Origin of the sequence: Catenulispora yoronensis, assembly GCF_039531695.1 — a bacterium.
GTDB classification, from domain to species: Bacteria; Actinomycetota; Actinomycetes; order Streptomycetales; family Catenulisporaceae; genus Catenulispora; species Catenulispora yoronensis.
The window spans coordinates 64843-79081 of record NZ_BAAAQN010000046.1; the positions used below are offsets into that span (position 1 = coordinate 64843).

Genomic DNA, 14239 nt, shown 5'->3' on the forward strand with positions numbered 1-14239 from the left:
AGGCGCCGGCTGCGAGTTGGAAGGGGACGCACTTCCCGGCGTCCCCTTCCAGGTAGGCCGAGGTGACTTCGGCCCTGTGTACGGCTGCATTCCTCGACGGTTCTTCGCCGACTGCGGGAGTCCGTAGAACTCCCGCTTCTCCGGCTCGGCCGGCGGCGACCTCTGGACGTCGTGACCAAGCGCGTTCAGCGACGCCGGTAGTTCTGCCGCTCTACTGCCATCCGCCCAAGCACTTCGTTCATGACCTCGTTGTCGTGAACGCTGTTGCGGGTGTACGTCTCGATCAGCCGCGCTCGGCGTCGGTGCTCCGCGCCACCGGCACCACCGCGCCGGTAGAACACGTACGCCGCGACGCTGACCGGCGTCCCGAAGATGACGAGCAGTTCCAGAAAGCCCAACCACGCCATGACACTCACTCCTTAGATGTCCGTGACCAACCGCGCTCCGCGGTGGTCGCGTGATTCCGGCGACCTAGACCAGTCGCCGGCGGGGAACAAGGAGGGGGCGTTTCACTGACCCCGCCCCATCCGACTTAGCGGGACGACTCACGCCGCGCCCTCCGGGCAGTCGCCCGGAGCTGCTTCACGGCCTGGCGCTTCCGGTGGCGCTGGAGCTGGGTGGCCTCGATCTCATCCCAGAACCCGAGTGGGCGTTGTCCGCTCCGGCCTCGCCGCTTGCGCCCGTCCAGGAAGAACCCGATGACCACGCTGCCGACCGGCCACGCCAGGACGACAGCACCCAGAGCCAGCGCCCCGAGCAGGTCGCTAGCGCTCACCATCGCCCCCGGCCACGGCCGAAGTCCCGGATGTCCCGAGCCGTGGTGCGCGCAAATTCCTGAACGATGGGGATCAACAGAGAGGCGACGTAGGCGTCTTCGCCCGCCAGTTCACGGGCGAGCTGCGCAATGTCGGTCACGTCCTCCATGCCGGACTCGGTCAAGCGCTTGCGCACGATGGCCTTGACCTCTTCTTGCTTACCGGCGCTCACGAGCTGGAACAGCTCGATGTCGGCCTGTTCTACGGCGCGCTTCTGGCGACGGCTCGGCCTGGCGACTTCACCGCGTCGCCTGGCCTGCTGCATCCCTCCGCCGAACAGTTCAAGTTCGCTGCCCATGGCCCTGGTCTCCTCGTTCTTCCCAGACGCGGGGCTCGGTGCCTCGCGTTATGAGGAGGCTCGGCCACAGGGCGGCGGACAGTACAGGACAGCAGGGCCGACACTTTAAACTGTCACCTGCTGTCCGGTGCCGTCGGATGCACTAACCAGCACCGATGCGACCTTCCGGAGAGTGCTACGTGAGCGACGTTGACGAGCTGGTGGCGACGTTCGAGGCCCTGCGCGTCGGTGACGGACTCACGGCAAAGAAGCTGGAGCAGTTCGAGGGCCGGAAGCTCCTCGACCTCCTCACCCCCACGGGTAGCGGAGATGTCGGGCTTCAAGTGCTCGACCAGCTCATAGATGACCTATCCAAGCCGCAGTTCGCTTGGACGCTGGATCACGTCGGTACGAGAGTGCAGCGGTCAGAGATCCCCCGATCCGTTCGGGTTGCCCTCGCCGTAGGAGATGACCAACAAGGCCAACCCCTACGTGACCATGGTCAGCTCGACGACCGTCGAGACTGGGCATCCCTGGTCGCTGGTGAGAGAACCAAACAAGATCTCTTCTTCCAAGCAGGTGGCCCGAAGACGCACACCCGCTATGAAGCCTATGGGTTCAGGGCACTCGCTCGTCTGATCATTTCCCGCGCTGAAAACCCCGCCTTCCTGGAGGCGACGCGGCAACAGCTCGCCAATCCATCCCTCATTGCTCCCGTCGCAAACACCGAAGACCCGCTCAACCAGGACGACACCAAGGGATTGATAGAACCCGGCAACCAAGTGCCCGCCGGCCTCGCCGACAAGACACACGCCTTCTTCCGTGACCTCCGCGGTGCCTTGAGTCGCTACGAGCTACCACCTCCGGCTGACAATCCGGAGAACCTGACCTGGCTCCAAACGCTTCATGGCATGTTCTTGACGAAGGGACGGAAGAAGCCACTCCCAGCCACGGAACGGCAGTACATGCTACGTGTAGCGGTGGTGAGTGTCGCTGTCCTTGTGATGGCTGCGCTCATCCTTGGCGTAGCGGGAGTAATGCGACTCTGATGCTTAGTTAGATCAGTGTCTTCTAACAGGGACGAGCATCATTAGATCATTGACTAAATGATCTTGATATGTTATAAATGGGAACATTGTCTTAAACGGCAAGCACCCGTGCCTAGCTGGTCTTCGGATTGGACACTCCGCCTACTTGTGTAGCGGGTGGTGTGTCCAATCCGAATCGATCGAGAGGCACCACTTCATGTTGGAAGAAGCCAGAGTCCACAGCATACTGACCGACGCGGGTTTCGTGTCCGCCGTGCCTGTCTACTACTGCGGCCAGCCCGCCTGCTGCAAGGTGGCCGACCTCAAGGACGCACTGTTCAACACGACGCGCGAAACGGTCGTGAAGCTGCCTGTCACTACCGGCGAAGGCAACAAGTTCTCGCTCACCATCACGATGGCCCGTCCCATCTTCACGCCTTTGGGCGAGTTCGATGACCCGGATACGGAGCTCCTTCCGGACTGGTACATCGAGGGTGAGAACTCGGCCCCTGATGACCAGATCGGCGAGAAGGTACGCGTCTACTTCTACGGTGAGCCTGACGGCGTCTTTGACAACGCGTACATCCAGACCATGCGCGACAACGGCTGACCCTTCCTACATACCACCCTGCTCTACACAGCGAAGAACACCCCGTGTCCGCTGTGCGGTTGCGGGGTGTTCTTCGCTTTCTGGGCCTCGCGCGCCTACTCCGCCGTTTGAACCGTCGCGGTGCCGTCGTTGTTCTGGGCGATCTTCACGACAGCGAACCCATGCTTGTTGAGGGTCTTCACGCACCCATCGCAGTTGTCGGGGTCGAGCCCCGTCATGATCTGCCCGCTGGCGACGCCTGGTCGCTCCCACTCACCGGTGACGGTTCCGGTTTTGCCGCACTCGGGGCACGTAGCTGAAGTGACGGACATTGGTACCCATCCGCTCTCGTAGATCGTGGTTAGTGCTGATCAGCCATCGTATCCCCAGCAACGACACACTGAAGGTCGCTGAGTTCAACCCACCGAAGCACCTCGCCTTGAGCCTCGGTCGTGGTGCTGACGAGCGCGATGGGGACACAGCACACGTCGATCGGGGGCATGTTGTCGGGGAGGTCTTCAGGGTTGGGTTTGCAGTACGAGGGCAGCACCACGACGCTTGAACTCGGCTCATCACGAACGCGCACCACGTCGCCCTTATCGAAGCGTTCAATCATCAGAGGCTCCTGAGGCCATCACGCACGCGCGTGATCAGGGCGATGTCGGTTTCAACCTTGACCGGCGTCACACTTGAACCTTTGGTCTTCCGACGCTGAGGGAGCGGCCCGGGAAGCCTCGGAATCTCCAACTCTGCCCACACCCACTTGCCGCCGCCCTCGGGACGGTAGAAGCTCCACCGCTTCGCAAGCGTTTGCACGATGAACAGCCCTCGGCCGCTCTCATCGAGGTCTTCGAAGTTGCTGACGCTAGGCGCGGTGGTATCCCGATCCCACACCTCCACGACCAGGCCGTGACGCAGGACGGCCAATCTCACTTGGAGCATGGCGAGGTCTGTCAGCTCCGTGAAGCGCGGTGATGGCCTGGTGATGCCGGTCTGCTTCACGGCGTTCGTCACCAGCTCAGACGCGATGAGTTCAGCGTCGTCGATCAGGCGATCAAGACGCCACTGCTTCAAGGTGGAGGCGACGAACAGCCTGGAACAACCGACTGCCGTTGCGACGGCCGCAAGGTTGATCGAGCTCGTCATGCTCGGCCGCGGGCTACCCATGGCCGGCTGCGGCTTGGTCGCGTTGTTCATGCTGCCCGCTGACGGGCGTTCGATCATCGCAGTCATTAGGGGTGCCGCCTTCCGCATTCGGCCCTGGGTTCTGGCGCGCTCGATCACGGATCGTTGCCGCACAATCAAGGAGGTGATCCGCGAACCTGAGTTGTTCCTCGCGGCTGATGTCGCCTCGGAGGACGCCGACCACAAACCGACCCGTGGTTGCCGCAATGACGTTGATCTGTACGAAGATCAGCTCGTCGCGCTCGTCCACCTGCAAACTCCCATGTCGCGCTGGTGGACGGACACAATTTCACCGTCCGTCTCAGGAGCGTAGGGAGGAACCGGAGGGTATGACCAGAAAGTTTCTCGGGATTTCTCGAAGTGCCACTAACGAGTGAGGCGGAGAGAAATCAGGAGACGTCTTCGGGAGCTTCAGGGGCCAGATCTTCGATCACTCGGTTGATGATCGCCCGTGCGCTCCGACCGTAGCTGGCAGCCCCCGCCAGCGACTCGAAAATGCCGCCGTACAGGGCAATCTCTTGCGGCTGGGCAAGGTTCAGCTCGGCGGAGAAGGTCTCGACCATCACGCGGTCGCTATCCAGAATCCAGAAGCCGTGAGCCGGGGCGACCACATACGGGGCCTCAAACCCGATGATCCCGAGCTTCACGTTCGGCAGCGACGTCAGGGAGACAAGCCGGTCAAGCTGTCCGATCATCACGTCGGGAGGGCACAGTCGGTAGCGGAGCGCCGCCTCAGTCAGCACGAAGTGGAATCGCTTGTCAGGGCGGTACAAGACGGCTTGACGCTGCACGCGGGTGGCAACGGCCTCGTTGATGTCGTTTCTTACCTTGAATACGCTGATGCTCTGGCCGAAGCGGTACCGCGCGTACTCGGCCGTTTGAAGAAGCCCAGGAATAAAGGTGGACTCGAACGCCCGGAAGAGTCGCGTACGCGCATCGAGTTCGGCGATCTCTTGTTGGTGGGGTTTCAGCCCACCCCTTAGCTGCCGTTGCCACTCGGCGTGTTGGACTTCGAGGGTGTGCAGTGACGCGAGGAGCGCTTCGGCTTCACCCTCGCTGCCCGTCGCGCTCGTCCAACTACGAATGTCGTCATCCGTGGGTGTTTGACGGCCGTTCTCTAGCTTGCTGACCTTAGACGCAGGCCATGACAACGACTCCGCGAGCTGTCGGCCGCTGAGTCCAGCGGCAGAGCGAAGCTCGCGGAGTCGTTTGCCCAGCGCATCACGTGCCTCATGCACGTTGGTGACGCCGGTTGTTCTACTCGGTGGCAAAGTCATCCCGCCTGGTGGCGCGATGCCAGGCAGCATCTCGCCAGTAGTTGTGCTCCACAATCACGGTGGGGTCTTCGATAATTTCGCCTCCCAGGAAGTTCTCATCGTCATCGAAGTGCATCCGCACCAGCTTGGACGAGTCGAACAACCAGTAGTCGTAATCCGGGAGGCCGGCCGCATCAGACCTGGCGAGGTACCGGATGTCTTCACCGGCCGCGTTGGTGTGTTCCGAGCAGAACACGCCGAAGCGGCTGTAGTCGGTGAGCGGCATCGTCACGACCCGTACGCGCATGAAGCGACGGCCTTCAAGCGTGGCCTGGCGAATCATGGTTAGCCAGTTCTGGAACCAGCCGAGGTCAACCGGCTCGCCCGCGACGAACTGACGCAGCGCTTCCGACTCGTTGGCGGACTTGTAGTGGTCGCGCGTTTCAAGGCGAAAGGCCGTGTGCTCGAAGTCGCGGAAGAGCTGGCTGAACTCGGGGCCGATGATCAGGCTCAGTGCTCTTCTCCCTGTTCCAGGTAGCGGCGGGCGTACATCTTGAGCACGTCTTCTGGGATCTCGATCAGGGTTTCGTGGTCGGGCACTTCACCGATGTCCGCGAGCGCCTGGGCGTCGGTCACCTTCCACCCCTGGGCGATGTAGGTCACGCGGTCGGTGCGGTCGGTCGCGAACAGGGTGGGCGACTGCCCTTCCTGCGAGTTGGGATCTTTGCCGAGGAACCGAGCACGCATCGTGCCTCCTTGCTCGAAATTTGGCGAACCGTTCCCGGTCATAGTCGTTGGTGTAGAGCGCACTCGTCAATGACACCGTGGTAGCGGCCGACGTAGGGCGATATCAAGAGCATGAAGAACCCCTCGACCTGCCGTTCGAGACGAAGAGGGGTGCGTCACTGGTGGGGTGCGGCGTCGGGCCGATTCAACTAGCATCGTTGTCTGACAGGGGTGCACATGAGGCGTCCGGCACCCCTGTGACCAGCCGAAACGCGCGGAACGCGTCAATCAGTCTGGGTGTAGTCCACAGCGCATTGAGGCCGCTCGGATTCGGCAACACCCACACCCCCGTCTCCCCGAGCACCGCCTCCTGCCGCCCCATCACCGCCTTCGGCGCGTCGAACGCCACCCGGTACGCCCCGATCCCGACCACCGCCAGCCACCGGGGGCGGTACTCCCGCACCTTCGCCCGCAGGGCCTGCCCGCCGGTCCGGTACTCCTCGGCGCGCAGCTCGGCGGCGCCGGCCGTGGCTCGGTCCACCACGTTCGTGATGCCGAAGCCCAGGTCGAGGAGTTCTTCTTGGTCCGACGGCGCCAGCTGCCGCGGGGTGAAGCCGGCGCGGTGGAGGGCGGGCCAGAAGCGGTTGCCGGGGCGGGCGAAGTGGAAGCCGGAGGCGGCTGAGAGCAGGCCGGGGTTGATGCCGCAGAAGAGGACTGCCAGGTCGGGGGCGATGACGTCGGCGAGCGTGCGGCCGTTCGCCGACGCCAGCTCCTCGCGGCTGAAGCGCATGGGGTGACTCTAACCGGCCGATCTTCGCTCGGCCCGCCGCGCCCCAGGTAGCGCGCGCCACCGTGACTAGCGGGCCCCGGCGAGTAAGAATCCTGAGTATGTCGGCATCGGAACTCCCAGTCCTGAACACATCAGACCCCGACTACACCCGCGACCCTTATGCGTTCCTAGCCCCATTACGCGAACAGGGTCCAGTAGTCCGCGTCGTCCTGGACGGCCTGCCGGTCTGGCTCGTCGTCGGCCACGAGGAAGCGGTGCAGGTGATGTCCTCGCCGCGGGTCAGCAACGACGGCATCCGCAACGCCGGGCCCGAGGCGCGCGCCGTGTTCTGGTCCGGCGCCGCGCAGCGTGGCCTGCAATCCCACATGGGCCGCCTGGATCCGCCGGACCACACCCGGCTGCGCCGCCTGGTCCAGCAGGCCTTCACCCCGCGGCGGGTCGCGGCGCTGGAGCCGTGGATCCGCCGGATCACCCGCGACCTTATCGCCGCCTTTCCCGCCTCCGGCGAGGTCGACCTCATCGCCGCCTTCGCCGCGCCGCTGCCCATCACCGTGATCAGCGAGCTGCTCGGCATCGCGCCGGAGGAGCGGGCGGACTTCCGGCGGTGGGCCGACACCTACATGCACTCCGACGAGACGCAGGAAGAGGTGATGGCCGAGGCCGGGCGCAAGGTCGGCGCCCTGCTCGGCGGGCTGCTGGCCCGGCGGCGCACCGAGCTCGGCGACGCGCCGCTGGACGTCGAGCACGAGGGCACCCTCACCGACGGCCTGATCCGCGCCCGCGACCAGGACGACCGCCTCGACGAGCGCGAGCTGCTCTCCCTGTGCTTCCTGCTGCTCGGCGCCGGCTACGACACCACGCTGAACCTGATCGGCAACGCCTCGCTCACCCTGCTCTCCGAACCCGCACGGCTCCAGGCCCTGCGCGCCGATCCCGACACGCTGCCCGCCGTCCTGGAGGAGATCCTGCGCCTGGACCCGCCGGTCAAGGCCGTGTTCCTGCGCTACCCGCTGGAGGACGTCGAAGTCGGCGGCGTCCGGATCGGCGCCGGGGAGCCGGTCATGGTGCACTTCAGCGCCGTCAGCCGCGATCCGCGCCACTTCGACGACGCCGACACCTACCGTCCCGGCCGCGCCGCCGCCTCCCACCTCACCTTCGGCCACGGCCTGCACTACTGCCTCGGCGCCCCGCTGGCCCGGCTGGAGGCCCGCGTGGCCTTCGAGGAACTGCTGCGCGCATGTCCCGAGCTGGCGCTGGCCGAACCGGTGGAGAAGCTGAGCTGGATCCCCAGCCGGCTGTTCCGCGGCCTGACCGCGCTGCCGGTCCGCGTGACGCGTATCGACCCGGCGTGACGCGTATCGACCCGGGCGGATAAACCCCCTGATCCGGCCGCCCGACGCGGAACTCAAACCCCGCATGACAGGACATCCGGAAGTTAAAATGTCATAACATTCTGTTGACCGGCCGTTCCCCGGGGAGGAAGCTCCGAACAGTGGTCACCACCCTCACCCGCGACGACGGAGGCTGGCATGACACTGATGGGCCTGGTCGGCGTCGGACGCATCGGAGCCTTCCACGCCGCCACCCTGCACGCGCTGCCCGACGTCGAGGTGGTGGTCGCCGACGCCCAGGCCGGCCGGGCCGAGGCGCTCGCCGGGTCGCTCGGCGCGCGCTGGGCCCCCGACGTCGGCGCGCTGCTGCGCGAGGGGATCGCCGGACTGGTGATCGCCACCCCGACCGGCAGCCACGCCGAACTCATCGACCGCGGCGTCGCCAACGGCACCCCGGTGTTCTGCGAGAAGCCGGTCGCCGACACCGGCGCCCGCAGCCTGGAGATCGTCAAGAGCGTGGACAAGCACGGCGGCCGCGTGCAGATCGGCTTCCAGCGCCGCTTCGACGCCGGCTACGCCGCCGTCCGCGCCGAGGTCGGCCGCGGCGCGCTGGGCCGCGTGCACACCCTGCGCGGCCAGACCTGCGACCCGGCCCCGCCCCCGGCCGCCTACATCGCCACCTCCGGCGGCATCTTCAAGGACTGCAGCGTCCACGACTTCGACGCCATCCGCTGGGTCACCGGCCGCGAGGTGCTCTCGGTGTTCGCCGCCGGCTCGCAGGGCGGCGAGCCGTTCTTCGCCGCCTCCGGCGACGCCGACACCGCCGCCGCCCTGCTCCGCCTGGACGACGACGCCCTGGCCACCGTCACCGCCACCCGCTACCACGGCGCCGGCTACGCCGTCACCCTGGAGGTCCAGGGCACCGGGGGCACCGTCGGCGCTGGCTTCGACGACCGGCTGCCGCTGCGCCCGGTCGGCGACGCCGACGGGACCTGGCCCCGGGGACCGGCGCAGACCAGCTTCATGAGCCGCTTCCACGAAGCGTATGTCAGGGAGCTGCAAGCCTTCGTCGACTTCGCCGAGGGCCGGATCGACAACCCCTGCACCGTCGGCGACGCCCTGGAGGCCCTCTACGTCGCCGAGGCCTGCGACCTCTCCCGCGCCGAGAACCGGCCGGTCACCCTGGCGGAGGTGCGGCGATGACCGCCCAGCACGACCCGGCTCCGGACCCGATGAGCCCGGACCCCACGAACTCGGACCCCACGACCCCGGACCCCACGACCTCGGACCCCACGACCCAGAGCCCTGAGCCGCTCAAGGCCCGCATCGCCGGAGCCCCGATCTCCTGGGGCGTCTGCGAAGTGCCCGGCTGGGGCCACCAGCTCTCCGCCGACCGCGTGCTCGCCGAGATGCACGACGCCGGCCTGGCCGCCACCGAGTTCGGCCCCGACGGCTTCCTTCCCGCCGACCGCGCGAAACGGCGCGCGCTGCTGGAAAAACACCGCCTCACCGCGATCGGCGGCTTCGTCCCGGCGGTGCTGCACGAACCCGGCCACGACCCCTGGCCCGCGGTGAAACAGGCTCTTTACACAGCCTTCACCGGCGGCGCCGACCTGCTCGTGCTGGCGGCCGTCACCGGCCGGGACGGCTACGACTCCCGGCCGGACCTGGACGACTCCGGCTGGCGCCGACTGTTCTGGAACCTGGACCGGGTCCGCGAACGCGCCGCCGAACTGGGCGTACGGGCCTGCCTGCACCCGCACGTCGGCACCATGATCGAGACCGGCCGGGACGTGGTCCGGCTGCTGGAGCGCTCAGCCACCCCGCTCTGCCTGGACACCGGCCACCTGCTCATCGGCGGCGGCGATCCGGCCCGGCTCGCCCGCGAAGCCCCCGACCGGATCCTGCACACCCACCTCAAGGACGTCGACGCCGCCCTCGCCGTCCAGGTCCGCGACGGCACGCTGACCTACCACGACGCTGTGCGCGCCGGCCTCTACACCCGGCTCGGCGACGGCGACGCCGACATCGCAGGCGTCGTGGCCGCCCTGGAAGGGAACGGATATCAGGGCTGGTATGTGCTGGAGCAGGACACCGTCCTGGACTCCGAGCCCGACGACGGGACCGGCCCGCCGGACGCCGTGCGCGCCGGCGTCGCCTATTTGGAGAGCCTGCCATGACCTATGACGTCGTCACCATGGGCCGCGTCGGCGTGGACGTCTACCCGCTCCAGGTCGGCGTCGGCCTGGAGGACGTCGAGACCTTCGGCAAGTTCCTCGGCGGCAGCGCGACCAACGTCGCCGTGGCCGCCGCCCGGCACGGCCGCCGCACGGCGGTCGTCACCCGGGTCGGCGACGACCCCTTCGGCCGCTTCGTCCGGCGCGCGCTGCGCGGATTCGGCGTCGACGACGCGTTCCTGGCGGAGGTCGCGGGGCTGCCGACCCCCGTCACCTTCTGCGAGATGTTCCCCCCGGACGACTTCCCGATCTACTTCTACCGCTGGCCCAAGGCCCCGGACCTGATGATCGCCCCGGACGAGCTGGACCTGGACGCCATCGCCGGGGCCGGAGTCTTCTGGGCCACCGTCACCGGCCTGTCCGCCGAGCCGAGCCGCTCGGCGCACCACGCTGCCTGGCAGGCCCGGGCCCGCCGCCCGGCGACCGTGCTCGACCTGGACTACCGGCCCCAGTTCTGGGACTCGCCGGCCGCCGCCGGCCGGGCCGCGCGCGTGGCCCTGCCGCACGTCACGGTGGCCGTCGGCAACCTTGAGGAATGCCACACCGCGGTCGGGGAGCGCGACCCGCACCGCGCCGCCGAGGCGCTGCTCGGACTGGGACCGGACCTGGCGGTGGTGAAGCTCGGCGCGGACGGGGTGCTGGCGCGTACCGCCGACACGACGGTGGAGGTGCCGACGCTGCCGGTGAAGGTGCTCAACGGCCTCGGCGCGGGCGACGCATTCGGCGGCGCTTTGTGTCACTCTCTGTTAGAAGGCTGGCCGTTGGAACGCGCGCTGCGCTTCTCCAGCGCCGCCGGGGCGCTCGTGGCCGCCCGGATCGAGTGCTCCACCGCGATGCCGACCACCGCGGAGGTTCTCGCGGCGTTGGAGGACGGCGATGCGTGAGGTCGCGTCGCTCGGGTACCGCGGATTCGCCAGGCACCGCAGGCAAGCTGAATGCGACAAGCAAGTCACGCGCGACAGACCCGCCAGGCACGACAGGCACGCCAGGTATGACAGGCACCTTGAGCAGCCGGCCCGGCGGTGTGGCGTCGGGCCGGCCATACCGGCGGCCTTCGCAGTGTCCGGACTCACTCGCGCATCGATCGTCGCTCCCGATCCCGGAGGTCGTCCATGCCTGATGTCGCGGCTCTGAGAAAGGTCCGTCGCACCAGAGCCCACCAACCCGAGGCGATCGCCTCCGCCGCCGCCCACCGCGCCCGCCGGCCCCTGCTCGCGGCCGGGGACCGGCTCATGCTGCTCGCCGCCGACCACCCGGCGCGCGGCGCGCTCGCCGTGCGCGACGACCCGCTGGCCATGGCCGACCGCGGCGAACTGCTCGACCGGCTGGTGGTGGCGCTGGCCCGCCCCGGCGTGGACGGCGTGCTCGCCACCCCGGACATCGTCGAGGACCTGCTGGTGCTCGGCGCCCTGGAGGGCAAGGTGGTCCTCGGCTCGATGAACCGCGGCGGCCTGGCCGGCTCGGTCTCCGAACTCGACGACCGCTTCACCTCCTACGACGCCGCCGGCATCGCCCGCTTCGGCCTGGACGGCGGCAAGATGCTGCTGCGCATCGACCTCGACGACGCCGACACCGTCGCGACGCTGGAGGCGTGCGGCCGCGCGGTCACCGAACTCGCCGCGCACCGGCGCGTGGCGATGATCGAACCCTTCATGGCCCACCGCGTCAACGGCCGTCTGCGCAACGACCTGTCGCCGCCGGCGGTGATCCGCGCCTGCGCGATAGCCGCCGGCCTGGGCACCACCAGTGCGTACACCTGGCTCAAGCTCCCGGTGGTGGAGGACATGGAACGCGTGCTGACCGCCACCACCCTTCCGGTGCTGCTGCTCGGCGGCGACCCCGACGGCGCGCCGGAGGAGACGTTCGCGGCCTGGGAGAAGGCGCTCGCGCTGGAGGGCGTCTACGGGCTGGTCGTCGGCAGGGCCCTGCTTTACCCGCCGGACGGTGACGTGGCCGCCGCCGTCGACATCGCCACCGCGCTGGTCAAGCCCGGGGGCGGCGTATGACCGCGACTGGCGGAACCCCGGGCGCTGCCGGAGCCGGAGCCTCCGAAGCCGGAGCCTCCGAAGCCGGAACCCCGGGTGCTGCCAAAGCCTCCGGAGTCGGAACCTTCGGCGCCACCCGCCGCCTCACTGTCGCCCAGGCGCTCGTCCGCTTCCTCGCCGTGCAGCACACCGAGCGCGACGGCGTCGAACACCGCCTCGTCGAGGGCGTCCTCGGCATCTTCGGCCACGGCAACGTCGCCGGGATCGGCGAGGCGCTGCTCGGCCTCGAACTCGACGACCCGGCGCTGCTGCCCTACCGCCAGGCCCGCAACGAGCAGGCGATGGTCCACACCGCGGCCGGGTTCGCCCGCATGCGCGACCGCCTGTCCACCTACGCCTGCACCACCTCCGTCGGCCCCGGCGCCACCAACCTCGTCACCGGCGCCGCGCTGGCGACCGTGAACCGCCTCCCGGTGCTGCTGCTGCCCGGCGACGTCTTCGCCACCCGGCCCGCGAACCCGGTCCTGCAAGAGCTCGAAGATCCGCGCAGCCACGACGTCTCCGTCAACGACACCCTGCGCCCGGTCAGCCGCTACTTCGACCGGGTGAACCGTCCCGAGCAGCTGCCGGCGGCGCTGCTGGCCGCCATGCGCGTCCTGACCGATCCCGCCGACACGGGTGCGGTGACGCTCGCACTGCCGCAGGACGTGCAGGCCGAGGCGTGGGACTGGCCGGAAGCCTTGTTCCAGCACCGGGTCTGGCACGTTCCCCGGCCCCGCGCCGACAGCAGTGCCCTGATGCGCGCCGTTGCGGCGATCGGGCAGGCCGAGCGGCCGCTGATCGTCGCTGGCGGCGGAGTCGTCTATTCGCAGGCCACTGATGCCTTGCGGGACTTCGCGGAGGCCACTGGTGTCCCGGTCGCCGAGACCCAGGCCGGTAAAGGCGTTCTGCCCCACGACCACCCTCTGTCCCTGGGTGCGATCGGCGCCACTGGCACCTCGGCGGCGAATAGCATCGCCGCGCGGGCCGACGTCGTCATCGGCGTCGGCACTCGTTGGACCGACTTCACAACCGCCTCGCACACTGTCTTCGCCGATCCGGACGTCCGGTTCGTCAACATCAACATCGCGGCCTTCGACGCCGTGAAGCACGCGGGTATATCAGTGGTCGCCGACGCCCGGACGGCGTTGGAGGAGCTCACTTCCGCGCTGTCCGGCTGGTCCGCGAAGGACGACCACCGCGCCGAGGTCGCCGCCGCCCGCGACGGCTGGCGGCGCCGCGTCGCGGAGGCCTACCGCTTCGGCAACGCCCCGCTGCCCTCGCAGATCGAGGTGATAGCGGCGGTGAACGATGCCGCCGGGCCGGCCGACGTCGTGGTCTGCGCCGCCGGGTCGATGCCCGGCGATCTGCATCGGCTTTGGCGTTCCAGCGGGGACCCGAAGACCTACCACGTCGAATACGGCTACTCCTGCATGGGCTACGAGATCGCCGGCGGCCTCGGCGTGAAGCTGGCCGCGCCCGAGCGCGAGGTCTACGTCCTGGTCGGCGACGGCTCGTATCTGATGCTGGCGCAGGAGATCGTGACCGCGGTCGCCGAGCATGTGAAGCTGATCGTGGTGCTCGTCGACAATGGCGGCTTCGCCTCGATCGGTCGGCTGTCGGAGTCGCTCGGCTCGCAGCGCTTCGGCACCGCCTACCGGTATCGGACGCCCGCCGGCCGGCTGACCGGCGGTCCGCTCCCGGTGGACCTCGCTGCGAACGCCGCGAGCCTGGGCGCGCGGGTGGAGCGCGCCCGGGACGTCGAAGAACTCGAAGACGCCCTGGCCCGGGCCAAGGCCGCCGACCGGATCACCGTCGTGCACGTCGAGACCGATCCGCTGGCCGGTGCGCCCGATGGCGGCGCGTGGTGGGACGTGCCGGTCGCGAAGATATCAGGGCTCGAATCAACGAACGCTGCGCGAGCCGCGTATGAAGACGCGAAGAAGGTTCAACGCCCGTACTTGTAACACCACAACGGTTA

18 protein-coding genes are annotated in these 14239 nt (G+C 68.1%); 9 read left to right on the top strand and 9 right to left on the bottom strand.

Features of this window, described 5'->3' with window-relative positions:
- Positions 1–185: 185 nt before the first annotated feature.
- Both ABD481_RS31105 and ABD481_RS31110 read right to left on the bottom strand, forming a co-directional pair.
- Positions 186–407: a hypothetical protein gene (locus ABD481_RS31105; RefSeq protein WP_344669372.1), complete on the bottom strand. Its 222-nt coding sequence runs from the start codon at positions 405–407 to the stop codon at positions 186–188.
- Between the two features lie 364 nt (positions 408–771).
- Complete coding sequence (locus tag ABD481_RS31110) at positions 772–1113, bottom strand: hypothetical protein (protein WP_344669373.1); 342 nt, start codon at positions 1111–1113, stop codon at positions 772–774.
- A gap of 179 nt (positions 1114–1292) precedes the next feature.
- Between ABD481_RS31110 and ABD481_RS31115 the strand changes: the two genes are divergently transcribed.
- Entirely contained in the window at positions 1293–2141 is an 849-nt protein-coding gene (locus tag ABD481_RS31115) for a hypothetical protein (protein ID WP_344669374.1), read from the top strand.
- Between the two features lie 196 nt (positions 2142–2337).
- Positions 2338–2730, top strand: coding sequence for a hypothetical protein (locus ABD481_RS31120; protein WP_344669375.1), 393 nt, complete (start codon positions 2338–2340; stop codon positions 2728–2730).
- A 95-nt stretch (positions 2731–2825) separates the two neighbouring features.
- Here the strand turns inward: ABD481_RS31120 and ABD481_RS31125 are convergent, their stop codons facing one another.
- The 3 genes from ABD481_RS31125 to ABD481_RS31135 are packed head-to-tail and all read right to left on the bottom strand — an operon-like array spanning position 2826 to position 3942.
- Positions 2826–3041, bottom strand: a complete 216-nt coding sequence (locus ABD481_RS31125; RefSeq protein WP_344669376.1) for a hypothetical protein — start codon at positions 3039–3041, stop codon at positions 2826–2828.
- Positions 3042–3070: 29 nt separating this feature from the next.
- On the bottom strand, positions 3071–3325 hold the full coding sequence (locus tag ABD481_RS31130) for a hypothetical protein (protein ID WP_344669377.1): 255 nt from the start codon (positions 3323–3325) through the stop codon (positions 3071–3073).
- Positions 3325–3942, bottom strand: coding sequence for an ATP-binding protein (locus ABD481_RS31135; RefSeq protein WP_344669378.1), 618 nt, complete (start codon positions 3940–3942; stop codon positions 3325–3327). The genes ABD481_RS31130 and ABD481_RS31135 overlap by 1 nt, the downstream gene beginning before the upstream one ends.
- A 76-nt stretch (positions 3943–4018) precedes the next feature.
- Here ABD481_RS31135 and ABD481_RS31140 point away from each other — a divergent pair, with 76 nt between their 5' ends.
- Complete coding sequence (locus ABD481_RS31140; protein ID WP_344669379.1) at positions 4019–4207, top strand: hypothetical protein; 189 nt, start codon at positions 4019–4021, stop codon at positions 4205–4207.
- Positions 4208–4283: 76 nt separating this feature from the next.
- Here ABD481_RS31140 and ABD481_RS31145 read toward each other — a convergent pair whose 3' ends face one another.
- The 4 genes from ABD481_RS31145 to mug all read right to left on the bottom strand — a co-directional run bounded on the left by ABD481_RS31145 (position 4284) and on the right by mug (position 6666).
- Positions 4284–5132: a helix-turn-helix domain-containing protein gene (locus ABD481_RS31145; RefSeq protein ID WP_344669380.1), complete on the bottom strand. Its 849-nt coding sequence runs from the start codon at positions 5130–5132 to the stop codon at positions 4284–4286.
- Positions 5133–5151: 19 nt separating this feature from the next.
- On the bottom strand, positions 5152–5664 hold the full coding sequence (locus ABD481_RS31150) for a DUF6879 family protein (protein ID WP_344669418.1): 513 nt from the start codon (positions 5662–5664) through the stop codon (positions 5152–5154).
- Entirely contained in the window at positions 5661–5897 is a 237-nt protein-coding gene (locus ABD481_RS31155; protein WP_344669381.1) for a hypothetical protein, read from the bottom strand. The genes ABD481_RS31150 and ABD481_RS31155 overlap by 4 nt, the downstream gene beginning before the upstream one ends.
- 184 nt (positions 5898–6081) lie before the next feature.
- Positions 6082–6666, bottom strand: coding sequence for a G/U mismatch-specific DNA glycosylase (mug, locus tag ABD481_RS31160; RefSeq protein ID WP_344669382.1), 585 nt, complete (start codon positions 6664–6666; stop codon positions 6082–6084).
- A gap of 98 nt (positions 6667–6764) precedes the next feature.
- Here mug and ABD481_RS31165 point away from each other — a divergent pair, with 98 nt between their 5' ends.
- The 6 genes from ABD481_RS31165 to iolD all read left to right on the top strand — a co-directional run bounded on the left by ABD481_RS31165 (position 6765) and on the right by iolD (position 14225).
- Positions 6765–8018 carry a cytochrome P450 family protein gene (locus ABD481_RS31165; RefSeq protein WP_344669383.1) on the top strand — a complete coding sequence of 418 codons (1254 nt, stop codon included), beginning with the start codon at positions 6765–6767 and terminating at the stop codon, positions 8016–8018.
- A gap of 177 nt (positions 8019–8195) precedes the next feature.
- The gene (locus ABD481_RS31170) at positions 8196–9200 is read left to right on the top strand and encodes a Gfo/Idh/MocA family protein (protein WP_344669384.1); all 1005 of its coding nucleotides are present in this window, start codon (positions 8196–8198) and stop codon (positions 9198–9200) included.
- Positions 9197–10177 (top strand): TIM barrel protein, encoded by a 981-nt coding sequence (locus ABD481_RS31175; protein WP_344669385.1) that lies wholly within the window; start codon positions 9197–9199, stop codon positions 10175–10177. The genes ABD481_RS31170 and ABD481_RS31175 overlap by 4 nt, the downstream gene beginning before the upstream one ends.
- Positions 10174–11118: a 5-dehydro-2-deoxygluconokinase gene (gene iolC / locus ABD481_RS31180; RefSeq protein WP_344669386.1), complete on the top strand. Its 945-nt coding sequence runs from the start codon at positions 10174–10176 to the stop codon at positions 11116–11118. Before ABD481_RS31175 ends, iolC begins: the two co-directional genes overlap by 4 nt.
- A gap of 228 nt (positions 11119–11346) precedes the next feature.
- Complete coding sequence (locus ABD481_RS31185) at positions 11347–12240, top strand: Cgl0159 family (beta/alpha)8-fold protein (RefSeq protein ID WP_344669387.1); 894 nt, start codon at positions 11347–11349, stop codon at positions 12238–12240.
- Complete coding sequence (gene iolD, locus ABD481_RS31190; protein ID WP_344669388.1) at positions 12237–14225, top strand: 3D-(3,5/4)-trihydroxycyclohexane-1,2-dione acylhydrolase (decyclizing); 1989 nt, start codon at positions 12237–12239, stop codon at positions 14223–14225. The genes ABD481_RS31185 and iolD overlap by 4 nt, the downstream gene beginning before the upstream one ends.
- Positions 14226–14239 lie beyond the last annotated feature (14 nt).